The following is a 20509-nucleotide window of genomic DNA, read 5'->3' on the forward strand; positions in this document are numbered from 1 at the left end:
AAATAATTACATATTTCTAGTTATGTGTAGGTAATTAGGGGGTAGATAGCGAATCCCGTATAGAATTCTCCTGGTTTTCTTGTTCTATTTCCCGGGCGTCTATTTGGTGTTGCTTGTAGTTCTCGATAGCTACTTTGCTGGCCTTTTGGGAGACGATAATCCCGACTATAGCGATCAAGGTGACCACTGCAAGTCCCCATGCATACTTCTTTTTGTCCTGTCTTACTAACCAGTACATCAAGAAGATATAAGGGACTGCAAAGAAGAGATAAAAAATAATACTTGGACCAACCATCTTTAACGCTAAATTTAAAACCGCTACAAAAATACCTAAAAAAAGAGATAATACACTATGTTATCTCTTTTAAACCTTGTGATAAAGTTCCTGTCCAATTATAATCTTAATGGCAGAATGCGCTAATGGGTGTTTTTTTGACAAAAAAACTAGATACCTATTGCATAAAAGAAAAAAATAATTTTTTACTTTTGTGGTGTTGATAATTAATAGATTAGACAAATGAACGTTTTCGCATATTATACATACTTTCCGGTGCAGCTTCCTAAGAAGTTTGTTAAGGATGTATTGTATAAATTGAAGGGTTTCAACTGTCCTATATTACGATTCCGACGACCTATTCTGCCTCGAGCTTGATTGGGAGGCAGAACAACATCCATTATGAACAATCACTCGGCTCAGTGGTTCCTCAATCGTTAATTAATAGAGTTTTGTTGAGAACACATTTATTGTGTAATTTATTAGGTCGACATCTTCGATGACACTTTCAGATTTTTTAGTTATTCCAGCCACTTCTGCGCATATTGGATATGCAGAAACCATTTGTGATGAAATGTTTGAATCTGCGAAAGCTCGTGGAACAGGCATTGCTCGTCGTAAGCCAGAATATATTGTTCGTAAAATTGAGGAGGGTAAAGCGGTTATCGCCTTACATAAGGACGGGCGTTGGGCTGGTTTTTGTTATATTGAAACTTGGAGTCACGGAGATTACGTAGCCAATTCGGGCTTGATCGTGGCACCTGATTTTCGGAAGGTAGGGTTAGCAAAGGCTATAAAAAAACGTGTCTTCGATTTATCACGAGAGAAGTATCCCAAAGCAAAAATATTTGGCTTAACTACCGGATTAGCTGTCATGAAAATAAATTCCGAATTAGGCTATGAACCGGTGACATACGGCGAATTAACCCAGGATGAAGAATTTTGGAAAGGGTGTCAATCCTGTGTGAACTATGATATTTTGGTTAGTAAGGAGCGCAAGAACTGTATGTGTACCGCAATGTTGTGGGATCCTGTCGAGAAAGAACGGGAACTCAAGGAAAAAATCCAGCGCCGTGCCGAAGCAAAAGAACGATTGAATCGAATTGTAAAAAAGCAATCGCTTTTGAAACGTATTGAAGCCAAATTGTGGAAATCGTCTAGAAAGATCGTGGCATCCGTTTTCCCTGTGGGTACGGGGCTCGCAAAACATTTATAATTTACTATCTTTAGCGGATGGCGTGTGTAACCCGCCGGTAAGATGAAAAAATAACAAGTGATAGGCGTACGAACGCCGTATCACTCTAAAAAACAAACCGAGTGTAACGAGCTCATTATACTGTTGAAATTTTACACTCATAAATAATTAATCCAATGAAAAAAGTTGTTTTAGCATTTAGTGGTGGTTTAGATACCTCTTTCTGTTGTATTTACTTGTCGAAAGAGTTAGGCTTAGAAATACATTCGGTTGTCGTTAATACCGGAGGTTTTTCGGCAGATGAGTTGCGCGCTATCGAAGAACGTGCGTATGCTTTGGGCGTGAAATCTCATAGCACCATTGACGAGACAGAAAATTACTACCGCGATACTATAAAATATCTTATTTTCGGGAATGTCTTAAAAAATGCGACCTATCCGCTGTCGGTATCGGCAGAGCGCGTTTGTCAGGCAACTGCGATTGCTAATTACGCAAAGAAAATCGGAGCGAGTTGTGTAGCACATGGATCCACGGGGGCAGGAAACGATCAAGTCCGGTTCGATATGATCTTTAATACACTGATCCCTGGCGTGGAAATCATAACACCAATTCGTGATCTCAAATTATCCAGAGAAGAAGAAATAGCTTATTTAGCTAAACATGGTGTAGAGATCAATGCCGAAAAAGCAAAATATTCTATCAACAAGGGGTTGTGGGGCACATCAGTAGGTGGGGCGGAAACGCTGACTTCGAATAAATATCTTCCAGAAACCGCTTGGCCTACGCCCGTGACGTCATCCGAGCCACAGACAGTGACGATCGATTTCGTTAAAGGAGAGCCGGTTGCTTTAAATGGCGATCAGGTTGGTGCTGTTAAAGTTATCCAGCAATTGCAGGACTTAGCTCAACCATATGGTATCGGACGTGATATACATGTAGGCGATACCATAATTGGTATCAAGGGACGTGTCGGGTTTGAGGCTGCCGGCCCGCTTATTATTATTAAAGCGCACCATACATTAGAAAAGCATACACTGACCAAATGGCAACTCTCTTGGAAGGATCAGATTTCCGGTTTCTACGGAAACTATATGCACGAAGGACAAATGCATGATCCTGTCATGCGGGATATGGAGGCTTTCCTCCGTTCCGCACAGGAAACAGTGACAGGACGCGTAATTATCGAATTACACCCTTATCGGTTTATCGTTGTTGGAATCGAATCCGAACATGATTTGATGTCAACTAAATTTGGTAGCTATGGCGAAATGAATGAAGGGTATACTGGCGATGACGTAAAAGGTTTCGCGAAAATATTCGGTAACCAAACAATTATTTGGCACAAAGTAAATCAAGGAGGCACAGAATGATAAGGGTTGGGATAGTAGGTTCAGCAGGTTATACGGGAGGGGAATTACTTCGCGTATTGATTTATCATCCCCATGTAGAAATTGTTTTTGCTAATTCAGCCTCGAATGCCGGGAAGAAAGTTTATGAAGTGCATAACGATCTATTTGGCGATACCGAACTAGCGTTCTCATCCGATTTTCATTCGGAAATTGATGTGCTATTTCTATGTGTGGGGCATGGGGATGCGCGGAAATTCTTAGCGGCAAATCCCGTAGATTCCGGGGTTAAAATTATAGACTTGTCGCAAGATTATCGCTTGAAGGAAAATACAGCCTATCAAGGACAACATTTTGTGTATGGTCTTCCAGAGCTCAACAAGCAAGCTATTCGGTCAGCCCAATACATTGCTAATCCCGGCTGCTTTGCGACCAATATACAATTGGCCCTGCTTCCGTTAGCCGCTAAAGGGTTATTGCCCCAACAAATTCACGTTAATGCCACAACAGGTTCCACGGGGGCAGGGCAGAAGCCTTCTCCTACCTCGCACTTCTCTTGGCGAAGTGGGAATCTGTCTGCCTATAAATCTTTCGAACATCAACATTTGCAGGAAGTATCCGAATCGTTGAGCCAGCTTCAGCCGAGTTTTCTACCTCCTTCAGAACAAAGTTTACTCGAGCGCGCTATGCAACGGATCAACATGATCCCGCAACGAGGAGCTTTTCCAAGGGGTATCTTTTCTGCGATATACGTGGCGTCCGACTTAACCCAAGAAGAAGCTTATGCACTTTATGAGGAATATTATGCAAACCATCCGTTTACTTGGGTGAGTAAAGCGAATATTGATCTGAAACAGGTTGTGAATACCAATAAGAGCATCATGCATTTGGAAAAACACGGCAATCAATTGTTGATTTTAAATGCAACCGACAACTTATTAAAAGGGGCGTCTGGCCAAGCTGTCCAGAATATGAACCTCATGTTCGGTCTCGATGAAAGAGCTGGGCTTAACTTAAAAAGCAGCGGATTTTAACGACTAATTGTTATCCCTAATATAGGGAAAATAGAGAACAATGCTACGTAACATGAGTAACGACGCGATGTTATTTGCTATCTAGCTAGACAAGTACGCGATTATTATCTACTATTTAGTTTTATTTATTAACAATTTTCTGCTGTTGAGAGAGCGAAAGTTAGCGTAGTTGTATCGTAATTTTCTCTTGACACCGATACTCTTCATTAAATATATTTCTTGTCGCGTAAATTTAGAGGAAGAAAACGATATTGACCTCGATAAACGGCTGTTCTGATATCACTCTATAACAAATACCTTCCCTTTTTAAGAAGCGAGAAACAAATGTTAAAAGTGAAGAGAAGAAAACAGAAAAAGTCCGACCTATTACGGACGCGGTCACCACGTGGTCAGCAGATTGTTAAAGTAAGGCAAGCATGGTCCGGTTTCTCTTAATCTACGACTGTTTTACGTTTAAAGATTTAGTATTAACTTATGTGATTGTTTGTTGTTGCTAGGGTTATAAACGTTTATCGTTAAACTAATGTTACGTAACAAGACTTTTGGCTTGTGATAGGTTACTGTGCATTCGGAACTCCCTATTTTAGGAACATGTTGAATTCGCTTGTCCATGTTCGAGAATGGCCTGTATACGTTGCTTTTTCATTCCAAGTACTATATAGTTAGGCTTCTGATCTCCGGGACTTACTGATGGTCGGATGCCTTGACCGCCGGGCGTATCAAGTGAAGGATAACGACCTCCTGAAAGGGAGAGTAAATGGTATGCTTTACTTCGAAGGCTAATAGGGTCAGCTTACCGTGATCGGAGAATGATGTGTAGGGGCATGCCTTTGCTTTAGCGTGTAGTGGGTTTGGCTTATCGCGGGCGGAGACCAAGTTGTTGCTGAATGTCTCTGTTGTAAAGGATGATATCTGCGTCTTGTTATGGTCCGACGCCAAGTCAGTGACGCCTGCGTTTGTTTTGAAGTGGTGTGGGGAACTTGATTTCGCGTATGTTGGACATACTTTTCTAATGGTTGTATCGTCGAGTTAGGAGCATGACATGCTTTTCTGGACACAAGCAAAAAATAAAGGCAGACCATAGGCCTGCCTTTATTTTTTGATCAATTCAATCTTATTCTGCAGAAAGTGTAATTTTTCTTTCTACCGAAACGTTATCGCCCGTTACGGCATTTCCGTCTTTGTCAACGAGTGTGAGTTTAAAGATATTTTCACCCATAGGGAGATTTAAAACCTCATAAGGCACCCATTGGTCTAATAAGAACTCTTGCCCATTAATTTCGGCTTTAACTTTATTTCCATCTGCACCTAAAGAACCGTTGGCGATAAAGAAGTCTAACAGTATTGTTTTAGCATCTTCTCCTTTGTATTCGCCTTTGGGACGGCTATAGAATACTGCGGGTTGTCCTGGTTCGGGTAGTTCTTCAATTGTAGCGTCAGCGGTAACTTTAAATTTAACTAACTTGGAAGCCTCGTTTGTTTTGATCGATTCGTGGAATGAGCGCGATAAAAACGACATCAGGTAATGTTCCGTGTTCAGGGCTACCGTTACGCTGTGTTCAGGCTTATAGAGCGCAGCGTACGGCTCGTTATTTAAAATAAAATGAATGTGTTGTCCATCATGCGAATTTGCCATATGGTGGTCATGCTCGGTCTGTGCCGTTAATTCAAAGTTACTTACATCATATTTAACGGTAACTTTTGCAGAATCTGTTCCTACTTTCTCCGCAGTGATAGACGCTATCTCTAATGTTGCTCCGGGGAATTCCTTTGCATGTGCTAAGGGGTTTACCCCGATACCACCAACAGAGTCAGCTAGCGCCGTGCTGTCTTGCGTTTCACCATCGGTATTATTGGTGGTAGGGTTACATGCCACAAGCGTTGCTGATGCAGCAACAAATGCGAGCGCTGTCTTCAAATTGGTCATTTTCATACCTTTTGATTTAATTATTTTTATAATTTATTACTTCTGTTATTGAACAAATATAACGGAAAAAAGTTTTACTATGCAAAAACAGTATCTAACGCAATTTGAATGGCTTTGATCGTGTGGTCCAAGTCTGCCGTTGTGTGTGCACTAGAAATAAAGCCGACTTCGTATCCGGATGGACCGAAGTAGATCCCTTGATTAAGGAGCGAGCGATGCATCACTTTATATTTTTCCATTGAAATTGGATCTATTTCGTCTGCCCGCTTGATACTTTTTCGGTCGGTAAAAGCGAACCAGAAAATAGAGCCCACCGTGAAAATCTGTACCGTATAATTTTTACGTTCGATATAGGCGCGTATTGCTTCGACGAACGCTTGGGTTTTGGCTTCCTGTTTGGTATAAAAGTCGGGCTCTGCTAATACGCGTAGCGCGGCAATACCGGCAGACATAGCGACTGGATTCCCAGATAAGGTACCCGCTTGGTATACACCGCCATCAGGAGAAATATGTGCCATGAGTTCTCGCGAGGCTCCGTATGCACCCACGGGCATACCTCCTCCAATAATTTTTCCGTAGGTAATAATATCGGGGCGTACATCGTAATATTTCGCTGCACCTTCAAAACCCAAGCGAAAACCTGTGATTACCTCGTCAAAAATTAATAAAGCGCCGTGTTCTTTCGTGATTTGGCGTAAGAAATGGATATAGTCTTTATCTTGAATTAATAAGCCGTTGTTGGCGGGAACCCCTTCAATGATGACGGCTGCTATTTGATCAGGGAAGGATGTGAAGACCTCCTCTAAAGCTTGTTTATCGTTTAAAGCTATAACGATGGTTTCATCTGCAAAAGACTTAGGTACACCTGCGGAGGATGTTTCGCCGAAAGTAACTAAGCCGGAGCCAGCTTTTACTAATAAGGAGTCTGAATGACCGTGATAACAGCCCTCAAACTTTACGATTTTATCTCTCTTTGTAAACCCTCTGGCTAAGCGGATTGCGGACATAACGGCCTCGGTACCGGAGCTAACAAAGCGAATTTTATCGATATAGCGATTATGCGTTAATATCAACTCGGCCAGTTCATTTTCTAGTCGAGTCGGCGCCCCAAAACTTAGCCCATTGTCTAGCTGTCGGGCTACTGCTTCCCGTACTTGATCATTATTATGTCCTAAAATCAAAGGTCCCCAAGAACAGCAATAGTCGATAAACTCATTTCCATCGGCATCCCATATCCGGGATTTGTCACCCCGTTCAATAAAAAGTGGTGTACCATACACCGATTTAAATGCTCGAACCGGGGAGTTTACGCCGCCCGGAAAATAGTTTTTTGCTTTCTCAAAAAGTTCGGCTGATTTTTTACGTGAAATATCTTGTTGTTTTGTCATTTGGTTATTCGTTTCTCGTGATTAACTTCGTTGAGCCCTTTGGGGTTCGTGAATTGTAAATTCTAAATATTAGGGTCAATGCAAATTGTATTATCCCATCCTTAACTTTAAAGGTCGCCTTAAAACTTTGACGCTGTAGGAATTTTATCCACGCACTATCCCAAATGTCAAAGATTTTTAGCGACGAGGTTTTGGTTCTTTTTACGGGAAAAAGAACACACTAAACTAACCATTTCTTTTCTAATACTTCTTTGGCATGGTATGTTAAAATAGAAGTTGCACCGGCTCGACGAAAACTCATTAACGTTTCCATGATCGCCCGTTCCTCATCCAACCATCCATTTTGGGCAGCAGCTTTCAACATAGCATATTCACCGGAGACATTGTACGCCGCAATAGGTAAATCGAAATTGTCGTGTAATAATTTTATAATGTCTAAATAGGGAAGGCCAGGCTTCACCATCAGAAAATCGGCACCTTCTTGTGCATCAAGATGTGCTTCAATAAGTGCTTCACGCGAATTGGCCGGATTCATTTGATACGTCTTTTTGTCTCCTGCTTTGGGAGCCGAGTTCAGGGCATCCCGAAACGGCCCGTAAAAGGCCGAAGCGTATTTTGCCGTATAAGACATCAGTGAAACATGTGCAAAGCCGTTCTCGTCAAGCAACTGGCGTATATAACCAATACGTCCGTCCATCATATCGGATGGAGCAATGATATCTGCACCCGCTTCCGCATGGGCAAGCGCCATTTTCCCTAAAACAACTAAGGTTTCATCGTTGAGAATAATGCCATTTTCTACAATGCCATCATGCCCATCAGAACTATAGGGATCCATCGCTACATCAGTTACAATACAAGCTTCTGGAAAATTTTTCTTTACCACTTCGATTGCTCTGAGATAGAGGTTGTCCTTTTTATAACTTACCGTAGCATATTTGTCTTTGAGGGAATCGTCTATATTGGGGAAAAGATCAAAGGCATATAATCCGAGTTTCATACAACTTTCTATTTCCCGCAGCAAATTGTCGATAGAATGCCGATAGATTCCCGGCATGGATGAAACTTCGGTTTTCTGATTTTGCCCTTCTATAATGAATAGTGGAAAAATAAGATTGGCCGCCGAAAGGTGATTTTCTTGGATCATATCACGGATAACGGCAGATTTTCTATTTCTTCGTGGACGTTGTAACATGGTCTCGCTATTAAGTATGTAGATAATATTCTCGTTTATTCATAATCTAACCCAAAGATCGCTTCGGAGAGTCCGATTTCGTCTGGGGTGAAAGGAAGTGTATAGCTTAACCCCATAGCTTCTATTGTTTTCGCTGTCGAATAACCTATACAAATAATTTTTTGCTCGGGTTCAATAAGATTATCTTGGAAATATGCCGTGACATTGCTTGGACTGGTAAAGATAAGGACCTCAGCATTCGTTTTATCGACATTCTCTTGTAATACCGTTTCATAAAAAGGCATATCAATAACCTTGGTCGCGGGTGTCAATGCATTTTGAATAGACATTAAAGAATCTTTGGCCCGGGGAATAAAAACGGTTTGTCCGTCGACAAGTTTGGCAAATTCTTTTGCAATATCAGCCGTATTAATACCCAGATTGTCGCCCGAGAAATCAGCCACGCGGCCATATTTGCGCAGGGCATCTTCGGAACCTCTACCGAGTACGGCGAGTTTAGTCTTTTTTAAGATCCTCGGCTCTAATTTGAAAAAATGCTCGATAGCGTTTTTACTGTTAAAGAAAATCCAGTCTGCCCGTTTAAGAATAAAAGAATCTAATGTATTGATGGTTGGATATATCTTAATGAGGGAACGTGCATCTACTTGTACGTTGTGTTTATCGAGGTAGCGACCTAGATACGAATTCTCGTCGAGGTCACGCGTAATGAAGACACTCGTAGGTAATTTTCGTTCTTTTTGAAATTTCGCAAAAATATGCTCGGCCATCCCTTCGGTACGCTCTGAACGTAAATAAAGACGGTTTGGGAAATCTTCATTGTCTTCAGCGATAGAAGTCCAGGATTCATATTGCCCATCTTCTGTTTCCCGACAAAAGCAGCCTAAAGGTGCATGACAACCTGCATCGAATAGATTCAATACCCTTCGTTCTACACCAATAACGTCTGCTACTTTTCTGTCGTGTATTTTCTGCAAAAGCTCGTACAGTTCTTGGTCTGTCTCCCGAATTTGTACAGCGAGTACACCTTGTGCTGGAGCAGGGACAACTTCTATAGGGGGGATTTCCTCAATATGGAAATCAGACAAATCCATCTCTATACGCGCTATGCCAGCTTTTGCTAAAACAATAGCGTCATATTTCTCATCTCTCAATTTCTGTATACGGGTTTGGAGGTTGCCGCGTAAATCTGTGAACTCCAAATCCGGGCGTAAAGATAATAGTTGCGCTTTACGTCGGTTCGACGAGGTACCCACCGTGGCATTATGTTTTAAAGACAGTCTTTTTTTGATGTCTACACAATCCTTATGAACAATTAGTAATTCTGAGGGATCTTCTCGCTCGGAGACAGCTGCGATAATGAGGCCAGGGGGATTAACCGTAGGGAGGTCTTTGTGAGAGTGAACAGCCAGATCAATCTGGGATGTAAGCAACTCCTCTTCGAGTTCCTTAGTGAAAAAACCTTTTCCTTCTAGTTTGTCCAATCGTAGGTGTTGAATGATATCACCTTGCGTTTTAATAACTTTTAGCTCAGATGCTACGCCAATCTCCGCCAATCTGGCTTTGATAAACTCCGCCTGCCATAGGGCCAATTGGCTACCTCTCGTTCCAATGATAAGTTTTCTGTTCACTATCTACTGCTGCTTAAATCGTTTGAAAATATTTATTGGAGTAAATTTAACCAAATAGGGGTACAATCCCGACTATCTTTGTCAGAATTATGGTATATTTTCTCTTTTAATTGCTATTAGTTGATCTCGGTTTGGGAATTTTGAACCAAAATTTCTTTGGCCATAACCATCGGAACTTTGATGTATTTTTTCTCCATATAGCTGATAACCTTGTCGAGCACTTCACGTGCTTGCGGGTCTAGGTTCTGAAGATCTTGGGCAAACACTTCGTTTACTGCCAACGAACGAATCTCTTTAATTTTCTGAGGTACCTCACGCATGGCAACTTCTACACGACGCTGCTTAACTACAGGTAAAAATTCTCGTATGTTTTGCTGAATAATTGCATCAGCACTTTCTAACTCTGCGTAGCGATCCTGCTTGTTCTTTTCCGCAATAGCTTGTAAGCTACTCACTTCGATGTATTGTATCGGGAATTGTGCTACGACCTCCGCATCCACATCGTTAGGTATAGCCAAATCCACGATGACTTTTCGGTCTGTTTCTCCCTGAAGAAGGGATTTATAAAGCTGTACATCAATGATCGCTTGAGGGGCACCCGTACATATTATCATGACGTCAAACCCTTTTTTATAATGCGCCAGTTCGGATAGCGAATAAGCTTCTCCATTTAATTCTCGAGCTAGTCTTTGTGCGTTTTTTAAGGTACGGTTAAAAACGACAAAATTGGAATGCTGGTGTTTTTTTAAATATTTAGCTAGATTTTGATTGGTCTCTCCAGAGCCGATAACTAACACCCGTGGATTCGCCGGTAGTTTTGTTTCTTTCAGCTTACGATAAGCTAATGAGACCACGGAAATGGGATTACGCGAGATATTGGTATAGGTATAAACTTCTTTAGCGGTTTTAACCAAACGATCCATAACTAAGCGTAAATAATCACCGGTAAAACCCGCTGCTCGGCAGCTTTCATATGCGCGGCGTACTTGGGCCAAAATTTCTTTCTCTCCGACAACTAAACTCTCCAAAGAGCAGGACATGCGAAACAGGTGGTTCAACGCGTCCATATCCGTATAACGAGTTACCTGCCCTAAATAACACTGTAAACGTTCAGCAGGAACGCAAAAATTCATCTGCTGCAAGAAATTAGCAACAAATTCATCGCTTAGTTCATGCGCGCCACAAAATACAAATTCAACGCGATTACACGTTGCAATATAGAAAATCTCCGGTATATCCAACGTCGTTTTTAGATTCACTAAACGATCTTCTAATTCTTCGTTGCACACGACCAAATTCCCCAGGTCTTTTAATTCGACATGTTTGTGGGTAAATGCTATTACTTTTAAATTCTTCAAGGCCTAGATCTTACTCCATTATTTCACTTGCAAAGGTAGACTAAAAGCCGTTGTATTCTGTCAGAAATCTGTCAATACAATGAATTTAGAATGGATTTAAATAGCGGTTTAACGGATGCTTAACCACGATTTGGTCGATGCGAGATGAAATGATCTTTTAGTTTATCTAAGCCAATGTTTTCTACGGGTTTGTCTAATTCAAATCGCCAAACTTTATCTGCTAATATATCGTCGGTTTCCTTTTGGGCGTGCAGGTCCATCGGTCTTACTTTAAATGCAGCGCTTAAAATTTCCGTAGCGACATGGGCGGTGGTGCTAAATCGTAGGATTTGTATTTCAAAGTTAGGCCATTTGCTCACATTGCCGAAGTTAGATGAATAAAACTGCACGCTATCTTTTGTTAAAATTTTTTCCGCAAACACCCCGATTCTTTTTGTGCCATTTATCTCACTCGCAGTTACTAAAATGTCATAAGATGTATGATTGATGAAATAAAATTTTGCGAGCCCGGCGCGCGGATCTCCTGTTATACCGACGTAGATACCACGATCTACGAAAGGAGAAGGAATATCGTTACTGGAGCGGGTCGGCTCTATGTCATCTTCGCGACGCATATTGCCGTGAACGAGTGTGATTTTATTAATCGGGACCGGTATTTCGAAGCCGGAGTCATCTGTTACGCCTACAATGTCGTTGCTCTGAAAAGATGTGATATGCCCTTCGATAGGTTCATCAACAAAACGAACAAAATTTCCAATTTTGAATTTCATTTAATCGGGTTGTCTTGGTTCTTTACTTATTTTTTCAAATAGTTTTTCCATGCGTTCCACGTACTCGTTCGTGTCGTCAAGGAAAAATTCTAGCTCTGGAACTACGCGCACCTGATTTTTAATTTTCGTGCCCAGTTTATAACGAATCTCACTCGTTCTGTTTTGGATCTGTTTTAAATCGTCTTTTGCTGTTTGTGTATTCAAGAAGCTTAAATAAATACGCGCAATGGCTAGATCCGGCGTAACCCGTACTTTGGTCACCGTAATAAAAGCTCCTGGAGCCCAAGAATTACTGTCTTTCTGGAATAATGCCGCAAGATCTTCTTGAATAACGCCGGCGAATCTTTGTTGTCTTTTGCTCTCTGTTCCCATAACTAATGATTACAATCCTATTGCAAAGGTACATATTAATAGATAAAAAAAGCGTATCACCCTCTCTATGTGATACGCTTCAAAACAAAGTTTGTTTATAAGTGGTCAGCCTTATTTCTTTTCAAGTTTTAAGACCTTGCGTCTATCAAATTTAGTTTGTTAGCTTGGTAAAATAAAGTATGAGTAATAACTCACTTGCCTTATTTTAATATTCCATTTCCCCTTTACGCTTACAAACATAGGGATATAAATTATTCACGCAAAGATTTTTTTAAAAAAAAGTAAGTGGTCACTTTTTACAAGGGGATTGGGTTCGTTCTAAGCGGTTTCACAAGTCTTTAAAAATTGGTTCGTGAAATGCTTTGCTTTTTGTCTAAGTTTGTGGTATAAACTCGAAAATAAAATGAAGATTTGGCAGAAGAATATTGATGTGGATTCATTTGTAGAAACCTTTACGGTCGGTAATGATCGTGCGATGGATTTACATTTAGCGGCCGCAGACGTGTTAGGCTCGCTTGCGCACACTCAAATGTTAAATAGTATAAATTTAATGAGCGATGAAGATCTCCATGTTGTACAGAAAGAACTAAAGCTCATTTATCGTGATATTCTAGCGGGAAACTTTGCCATAGCAGATTCCGTCGAAGATGTGCATTCCCAGATTGAGATGTTGCTCACTCAACGCGTAGGAGAAGCCGGAAAGAAGATTCATGCAGGAAGATCTCGTAACGATCAGGTTTTGGTGGATCTCAAGCTTTATTTTCGCTCCGAAATCCAACGTCTAGTAGAACAAACAGACGCACTTTTTCATAAGCTGATACAATTAAGCGAACAGCATAAACAAATATTAATTCCAGGTTATACCCATTTGCAGATTGCCATGCCTTCCTCTTTCGGTTTATGGTTTGGTGCTTACGCGGAAAGTCTGGTGGATGACCTGGAAATGTTAAAGGCGGCTTGGAAAGTTTGCAATAAAAATCCGCTAGGTTCTGCTGCCGGGTATGGATCTTCTTTTCCGTTGAACCGCAAATTGACGACTGAATTGTTGGGTTTTGATGACTTGAATTATAATGTCGTGTATGCACAAATGGGACGAGGAAAAACCGAACGTATACTAGCGCAGGGGATGAGCGCGCTGGCGGCTACGTTAGCTAAATTTGCGATGGATGTCTGCTTGTTTATCAATCAAAATTTTGGATTTATATCTTTCCCTGCCCATTTGACAACCGGTTCGAGCATTATGCCGCATAAAAAGAATCCAGATGTGTTTGAGTTGGTTCGTTCGCGCTGTAACAAAATTCAGGCCCTACCCAATGAAATCGCCATGATGACAACGAATCTGCCTTCGGGCTACCACCGTGATTTGCAGCTCTTGAAGGAAAATCTTTTTCCAGCATTCCAATCGTTGAGTGATTGCTTGGAGATTACAGCATTTATGTTGGATCATATTGTAGTAAAGGAGCAAATTTTGGATGATCCGAAATATGATTATTTGTTTAGTGTGGAGGTTGTAAGTAACGCGGTGTTAGAAGGAGTGCCTTTTCGAGAAGCTTATCGTCAGATTGGGCTGGATATCGAAAATGGTACATTCCAGCCCTCAAAAGAAGTGCTGCATACCCATGAAGGTAGTATAGGGAATCTTTGTAATGAGGAAATTTCCAGGATGTTTGAAGAGGTGAAGTTGGGATTTGGTTTTGACAAAGTGGAAGCGGCACTAAATCAACTTGTGAAATAAGAAAAAAAGGAGATGTAAATTTACATCTCCTTTTTTATACAAAACCTATATATCGTTTCAGATTCCCACCGGTCTCCCGGCTCTAAGACAACTGATGGGAAATGAGGGTTGTTGGGACTGTTTGGGTAATGCTGGGTTTCGAAGCAGAAAGCGGATCGCGATGGATAAGGGCGGCCAGACTTTCCGATATCCTTGCCCGACAGAAAATTTCCGGTATAAAGTTGTATTCCCGGTTCGGTCGTAAGTACCTCCAGCCGAATTCCAGAATGAGGAGAAAAGGCGGAGGCGGCTATTTTGGAGAAAGGCTGATTGTTAACTAAGGTGTGGTCATAGCCGTTACCTCTTCTTAATTGCTCGTCGTCTTTAGTAATGTCTGTCGAAAGTCGCTTGGGAGAGCGGAAGTCAAACAGGGTGCCTTCCACGGGAACTGGTTGGTCGATTGGAATTTGATGTTCGTCGATGGGCAGGAAATGATCAGCGGGAATATGTAAGATGTGATCCAGCACATCCCCATGTCCTTCTCCATCTAAATTGAAGTACGCGTGGTTCGTCAGGTTGATCACCGTTTTCTTATCTGTCTCTGCCAGATATTTAATGCTGATTTCATTGTTTTCTGTCAATTCATAAGTGACGGTGACCTTTAAATTTCCCGGGAATCCTTCTTCTCCGTCTGGTGAAATATAGCAGAAATCTATTTTGTTTTTGAAAGAAGTGCGTCTATCCCAGACTTTAGTATGAAAACCCGTTGCGCCGCCATGTAAAGAGTTACGTCCGTTGTTTTGTTGTAAGGTATATTTTTCTCCGTCCAATTGAAAGCTGCCATGCGCGATGCGGTTAGCAAAGCGGCCGATAGTGGCGCCGTGATACTGTTCGTCAGCTTGTAGGTAGTCATGGATGGAATTAAATCCTAACAATACATCTCGAAGATTTCCAGCCTTATCCGGAACTAAGATGCTAACAATACGAGCGCCATAATCTGTGAAAGCGACTTGCATGCCTGTGCGGTTCCTTAAAATAAAAAGATGCGTTTTTTTGCCATCGATTTTATGTTCAAAATCTTGATAGCGTGGAAGTGAATAAATAACCATGATGTATAGGATTTACGCTATAAATATAAGGAATAAGCTTGATATGCTCAAACGAAGGGCTGATATATCCAATAAACCTTATCTTTGTTACCAAACGTAAAACATATATTTTACATGAATTGGAAACAGTTATTGTCCGCAAAGCGTTGGGGGTATGAGTATCGCGAAGAGAGCGATCAAATTGATGCGCGATCGGAATTTCAACGGGATTATGATCGATTAATATTTTCTTCACCTTTTAGGAGATTGCAGAATAAAACACAGGTGTTTCCATTACCAGGTGCTGTCTTTGTGCATAATCGCTTAACACATAGTTTGGAGGTAGCCAGTGTGGGGCGATCGTTGGGGCGTCTTTTTTATAATATAATGAAAAAAGAAAATCCGGACATCGACAAAGAATATCCTTTTTTGCAAGAGGTTGGAAATATTGTTTCTGCGGCTTGTTTATCGCATGACTTGGGAAATCCGGCCTTTGGGCATTCGGGTGAAGCAGCTATCTCTTCCTATTTCACTGCGGGCGACGGACAGAAATATCAGACGGAAGTGACGGCCGAAGAATGGGCGGATTTGACCCATTTCGAAGGTAATGCGAATGCATTGCGTATTTTAACGCATGCGTTTGCTGGAAAAGATAAAAAGGGATTTGCATTGACCTACGCCACTTTGGCTTCCATTGTGAAATACCCTTGTTCGGCGATCGATGGGCATCAGAAAGGCAACCATCATCGGAAGAAATACGGCTACTTCGATACGGAAATCACCACATTCCAAAAAATTGCCGAGGAGCTAGGGCTGCAAAAGGATCCGACGAACCCTACGGGTTATTTGCGCCATCCGTTGGTCTACCTAGTGGAGGCTGCGGATGATATATGTTATAATATCATTGATTTGGAAGACGCTCATCATTTGAAGATACTTTCTTATGCAGAAGTGGAAGAACTGTTGTTGCCTTTGTGTGGGGGGGAAGATCTACGGAGCCGATTGGATACTTTGGTGGATACCGGTAGTCGTGTGGAACTCCTACGCGCGAAGGCCATTAATACGTTGATTCATGGCTGTGCCCGCGTTTTTGCAAAAAATCAAGATATGTTTTTGGAGGGTTCCTTTGATATGCCGTTAATGGACGCATTAGATGACCCTATAGTGGCGCAGTTAAAGAAGATATCGGAAATATCAATTGAACGAATCTATAATGCGCCCACGGTCGTGCAAATTGAAATTGCTGGTTTTAAGGTCATGAATGCGTTGTTGGAAGAGTTCATTCCGGCCTATTTAAAAAAAGAAAAAGGACATTTTGATAAAAAAATCGTTGCGATGATTCCGCCGCAGTTTCACACGAACCAAACTGATACCTATACAAAAATTCGAACGGTGTTGGATTATGTTTCGGGGATGACTGATATTTATGCGGTGGATTTATATCGTAAAATTAAAGGTATATCTATTCCGTCGTTGAAATAAATTTAACTGCATAATTTGATGAAAGTTGTTATAGCGGAAAAGCCATCTGTTGCGCGGGATTTGGCACGCGTGATGGGAGCTAAGGAGGTCAAAGATGGATATATTGCGGGTAATGGTTATGCTTTTACATATGCTTTTGGTCATCTGGTGCAGTTGTGTACGCCGCAGGCGTATGGTTATGCCACGTGGGCTGTGTCTAATTTGCCGATTATACCACCCGAATTTCGTTTGGAAGTAAAAAAGATCAAGCGGGATGGAAAGCAGGTAGATGATGCCGGGGCAAGTAAGCAATTGAATACGATCAAGGAATTAATAGCACAAGCTGAGGAAATTATCGTAGCCACAGATGCTGGGCGTGAAGGAGAATTGATTTTCAGAAATATCTATTATTATCTTCGGGCAAAAGTACCCTTTAAACGACTTTGGATTTCTTCTCAGACAGACAAGGCTATAAAGGAGGGTTTTGCTAACTTAAAAGACGGAGCGGAATACGATAGCTTATATATGTCTGCAAAATCCCGTTCAGAATCGGATTGGTTGATTGGGATAAATGCTACACAAGCATTGACTTTGGCGGCGGGAAACAGGGGACTCTTATCCCTGGGGCGGGTACAAACGCCTACTTTGGCTATGATCTGTGCTCGATATATAGAAAACAAGAATTTTAAGCCTCAAGCTTTCTACAAAATACAGGCGGGGTTTGAAAAAGACGCTATCCGGTTTAAAGCCACTTCTTCTAAAATAGAAAAGAAGGAGGATGCGGAGTTGGCGATTTCAAAGCTCGAGGTGGGGATAGCCGCCAAGGTAATTAAAGTCGAAGCGAAGGAAACCAAAGAGCCGCCGCCTTTACTATTTGATTTAACATCGCTGCAGCAGGATGCCAATAAAAGATACGGGTATTCGGCTGATCAGACACTGAGTATTGCGCAGACCCTGTATGAAAATAAAGTGATTACCTATCCGCGTACAGGATCTCGTTATATAGGAGAAGATGTTTTTGAACAAATAGGAGAGCTTTTTCAGCATCTTGCTGATACGGCGGATGAAGAAATCGCAGCAATAAGTCGTCATCTTATCGGTGCGAAATTAAATAAAAGATCTGTTGATGACAAGAAGGTGACAGACCATCATGCTTTGCTAGTGACAGAAGAAAAGCCCGGGCCACTGCGCAAAGAGCAACGGCATATCTATAACATGATCGCAAAGCGTATGGTCGAGAGCTTCTCGGAGGTATGTCTTAAAGATATTACTACCGTTACGATTGATGCGGAAGGGTTGGAGTTGATTGCGAAGGGGACGGTTATTCGGCAGTATGGTTGGCGTTTGTCTGCCGAGCAGGTGGAGGTGCCTGATGAGGAAAAGAATGCCGACGATCAAGATAATGAGAATGCGCAATTGCCAAAGCTATCAACGGATGAGTTGTTGGAGATTTTGTCGCTGGAATTGGGGGAACGTTTCACAAAAGCAAAGCCTATACATACAGAAGCCTCACTTTTGAAAGCAATGGAAACGTCCGGCAAAGAGATCGAAGACGACGAAATGCGACAAGCTATGAAAGACTGTGGCTTAGGTACACCGGCTACCCGTGCAGCAACGATAGAAACGCTGTTTCAGCGAGATTATATTAAGCGTGATAAAAAGAAACTGATACCTACGGAGAAGGGGATTACGGTTTATCGGCTCGTGAAGGATCGCTCTATTGCGAAGGTTACCTTGACTGGTAAATGGGAGCAGAAGCTGGAAGAGATGCGTGCCAATAAAGTGTCGTATGATGTTTTTATGAAGCATATTAAAGATTATACGGCGAAAATCACGAAGGAACTTCTGCAATTACGACTTACTATTCAGCAAGAAGAAATAAAGCCGCAGCAAAAGGGGAAGATAAAGTGTCCGAAATGTATAGCGGGTAATATGCTTTTGTTTGATAAGATCGCGCAATGTGATCATTATGCTCGTGGTTGTGATTTTAAGATTTGGCGAACGTTAAATGGCGTGTTTCTGGAAGAAAAAGAAATGAAGAGTCTATTAGAGAAAGGGAAGACTTCTACATTTAAAGGTTTAAAAAATAAAGAAGGCCAATCCGTAGATGGCTCGCTTGTCTTTGCCGATTTTAAGGTGAGCATTGTTTAAAGCGTTAGGATAATGTCACGAATAATCTTACACGACGACAAAAAGGTTCAAAAGAGGTAAAAACAAACTTCAAAACCCTACATTTGCTTCCACTATGGAATCAAGACTTTATAATCCATTTATTGCTTTTAAATTCGATAACCGTGCGTGTTTTTTGACCGGCGAATCGCTCGAATCTGCGGATGAACAGGTTCAGGTGTTTCCCGTTTGGATGATGCAAGCGTTTGATCTTGAAGAAAAGCCCTTTAAAATGTTGGATGAAAATATCGTCACCTATAAGTCGCTTAAATTGCCTTGTTCGATGAAGGTGGCGCAGGCCTTAGAACAAGTGGAAGAGCGTGTGGCGAAGGCGATGAAAGCTGGTTATGGAGCCGTGAAGGATATTCCGGAACATTTGCTGTTCCAGTGGATAGGCAAAATTTTGTATGGTGTTGTTTTCAATGAAATACAAGCAGGAATTCGGCAAACGATCGCTAGTGGAGAGGAAATGAATTTCTCTCAAGCATTAGTGCACAAATTTCGGAATTTGCATTTTATGCTGCAGTCGCTCGTCCTACCTGTAGAATTTGAACATGTGAATCCGTTTCGAGTTCAGGTGTTTCCAGTCGATAATGCGCCAGAGACGTTTTTGTATAGGGATGAGATAAATTCCTTGGTTTTTTCGATACGCATGGGAGATTTTGCGGTTATTGCAACGTTACAGGATAATGGAACAAATGCGATCTATCATGAGGAGATTTTAAATGGCTTAGGGCAGCAGGTTTTACATCCGATCCAATTTGAAGAAATTTGTGCCCGGTATTTTTATTCCGCTTATTTGTTTAATCGGTTGCCGGAATATACTTATATGGAGACGCTCGATAAGGTGTTTATAGAGCCGATGCCTTTAAATGACTGGACCCTGAAGCCTATTTTTGATGATTGGCAAACGAAAACATACGGCCAGGTGTTGGAGAATTTTTGGAAACCTTGGGGCTATACGCTATTTGAAATCATTAAGGATCCGGAGAATCCGATGAGTTTTCTCTTTGATGAAAACGGTCAGTTTCGGAAGATGATTGATTTGCCAAAGGTGTAAGGAAAATTTATTCCTCAATCCGTCAGTGTTTTAAGGGTTATTGGGGTGTAAATAGTGTATTTGTTCTTGGAGTGTGTTATAAAAGTTTCTACCTTTGCACCACTCCGCGAGGGAGGGAGGATGGCCGGATAACGGTCACCGAAGCTGAAAAGAGGGTTTAGAAACAAAATAAATTTTTTATTTGCTTCTTTCACAAAACTTCCTTACCTTTGCAGTCCCTTCGGGAACGAGGGGTAACAAAACAAGATAGCACGACCGGTTTTTTCCGGTTCTGTATAATAGCTCAAGCGCGATGCGGCGGCGATAGAAGTTCTTTAAAGATAGATGATCATGTAGCGCAGCAGTTACCCCATTGAAGGGGGATTGCTGTAGATTTAAGATTTACAATCAATCCGGTCCGGGCCGTACAGTACATTAATACTGACGATCCGGTCTAAGATACAGACCGGGGTCACTTTACATTTTTACAATGGAGAGTTTGATCCTGGCTCAGGATGAACGCTAGCGGCAGGCCTAATACATGCAAGTCG

Annotated in this window: 17 protein-coding genes and 1 rRNA gene; 8 read left to right on the plus strand and 10 right to left on the minus strand. The window is 41.6% G+C overall.

Annotation, left to right across the window (positions count from 1 at the left end; all coding sequences use genetic code 11):
• Positions 1-34 precede the first annotated feature (34 nt).
• The gene (locus LKO28_RS06685; protein WP_227693924.1) at positions 35-238 is read right to left on the minus strand and encodes a hypothetical protein; all 204 of its coding nucleotides are present in this window, start codon (positions 236-238) and stop codon (positions 35-37) included.
• Positions 239-773: 535 nt separating this feature from the next.
• Between LKO28_RS06685 and LKO28_RS06690 the strand changes: the two genes are divergently transcribed.
• From LKO28_RS06690 to argC, 3 genes are all read left to right on the plus strand, one after another.
• Complete coding sequence (locus LKO28_RS06690; protein ID WP_227693925.1) at positions 774-1490, plus strand: GNAT family N-acetyltransferase; 717 nt, start codon at positions 774-776, stop codon at positions 1488-1490.
• A gap of 155 nt (positions 1491-1645) precedes the next feature.
• On the plus strand, positions 1646-2839 hold the full coding sequence (gene argG / locus LKO28_RS06695; RefSeq protein WP_227693926.1) for an argininosuccinate synthase: 1194 nt from the start codon (positions 1646-1648) through the stop codon (positions 2837-2839).
• Complete coding sequence (argC, locus tag LKO28_RS06700; protein ID WP_227693927.1) at positions 2836-3849, plus strand: N-acetyl-gamma-glutamyl-phosphate reductase; 1014 nt, start codon at positions 2836-2838, stop codon at positions 3847-3849. The genes argG and argC overlap by 4 nt, the downstream gene beginning before the upstream one ends.
• Positions 3850-4533: 684 nt before the next feature.
• Here the strand turns inward: argC and LKO28_RS06705 are convergent.
• The 8 genes from LKO28_RS06705 to rbfA all read right to left on the minus strand — a co-directional run bounded on the left by LKO28_RS06705 (position 4534) and on the right by rbfA (position 12487).
• A complete protein-coding gene (locus LKO28_RS06705; protein WP_227693928.1) occupies positions 4534-4788 on the minus strand; it encodes a hypothetical protein in 255 nt (84 codons plus the stop codon).
• A gap of 175 nt (positions 4789-4963) precedes the next feature.
• Positions 4964-5782, minus strand: a complete 819-nt coding sequence (locus LKO28_RS06710; protein ID WP_227693929.1) for a hypothetical protein — start codon at positions 5780-5782, stop codon at positions 4964-4966.
• A gap of 71 nt (positions 5783-5853) precedes the next feature.
• Positions 5854-7164: a glutamate-1-semialdehyde 2,1-aminomutase gene (gene hemL / locus LKO28_RS06715; protein WP_227693930.1), complete on the minus strand. Its 1311-nt coding sequence runs from the start codon at positions 7162-7164 to the stop codon at positions 5854-5856.
• Positions 7165-7384: 220 nt separating this feature from the next.
• Entirely contained in the window at positions 7385-8359 is a 975-nt protein-coding gene (gene hemB / locus LKO28_RS06720) for a porphobilinogen synthase (RefSeq protein ID WP_227693931.1), read from the minus strand.
• Positions 8360-8394: 35 nt separating this feature from the next.
• Positions 8395-9987: a hydroxymethylbilane synthase gene (gene hemC / locus LKO28_RS06725; RefSeq protein WP_227693932.1), complete on the minus strand. Its 1593-nt coding sequence runs from the start codon at positions 9985-9987 to the stop codon at positions 8395-8397.
• A 116-nt stretch (positions 9988-10103) separates the two neighbouring features.
• Positions 10104-11345 carry a glutamyl-tRNA reductase gene (gene hemA / locus LKO28_RS06730; RefSeq protein WP_227693933.1) on the minus strand — a complete coding sequence of 414 codons (1242 nt, stop codon included), beginning with the start codon at positions 11343-11345 and terminating at the stop codon, positions 10104-10106.
• Positions 11346-11464: 119 nt separating this feature from the next.
• On the minus strand, positions 11465-12115 hold the full coding sequence (locus tag LKO28_RS06735; protein WP_227693934.1) for a hypothetical protein: 651 nt from the start codon (positions 12113-12115) through the stop codon (positions 11465-11467).
• Complete coding sequence (gene rbfA / locus LKO28_RS06740; protein WP_227693935.1) at positions 12116-12487, minus strand: 30S ribosome-binding factor RbfA; 372 nt, start codon at positions 12485-12487, stop codon at positions 12116-12118.
• A 403-nt stretch (positions 12488-12890) separates the two neighbouring features.
• Between rbfA and argH the strand changes: the two genes are divergently transcribed.
• Positions 12891-14222: an argininosuccinate lyase gene (argH, locus tag LKO28_RS06745; RefSeq protein ID WP_227693936.1), complete on the plus strand. Its 1332-nt coding sequence runs from the start codon at positions 12891-12893 to the stop codon at positions 14220-14222.
• Between the two features lie 20 nt (positions 14223-14242).
• On the opposite strand, the gene LKO28_RS06750 is transcribed toward argH, so the two are convergent.
• Positions 14243-15310 (minus strand): aldose epimerase family protein, encoded by a 1068-nt coding sequence (locus LKO28_RS06750; protein ID WP_227693937.1) that lies wholly within the window; start codon positions 15308-15310, stop codon positions 14243-14245.
• 114 nt (positions 15311-15424) lie between these two features.
• Between LKO28_RS06750 and LKO28_RS06755 the strand changes: the two genes are divergently transcribed.
• The 4 genes from LKO28_RS06755 to LKO28_RS06770 all read left to right on the plus strand — a co-directional run.
• Positions 15425-16771 (plus strand): deoxyguanosinetriphosphate triphosphohydrolase, encoded by a 1347-nt coding sequence (locus LKO28_RS06755; protein WP_227693938.1) that lies wholly within the window; start codon positions 15425-15427, stop codon positions 16769-16771.
• An 18-nt stretch (positions 16772-16789) separates the two neighbouring features.
• On the plus strand, positions 16790-18901 hold the full coding sequence (locus tag LKO28_RS06760) for a type IA DNA topoisomerase (RefSeq protein ID WP_227693939.1): 2112 nt from the start codon (positions 16790-16792) through the stop codon (positions 18899-18901).
• A 94-nt stretch (positions 18902-18995) separates the two neighbouring features.
• On the plus strand, positions 18996-19979 hold the full coding sequence (locus tag LKO28_RS06765; RefSeq protein ID WP_227693940.1) for a hypothetical protein: 984 nt from the start codon (positions 18996-18998) through the stop codon (positions 19977-19979).
• A 466-nt stretch (positions 19980-20445) separates the two neighbouring features.
• Positions 20446-20509: ribosomal RNA gene (locus LKO28_RS06770) — 16S ribosomal RNA — on the plus strand; the annotation flags it as partial.

This window comes from Sphingobacterium sp. FBM7-1, assembly GCF_020687765.1.
Lineage (GTDB): Bacteria > Bacteroidota > Bacteroidia > Sphingobacteriales > Sphingobacteriaceae > Sphingobacterium.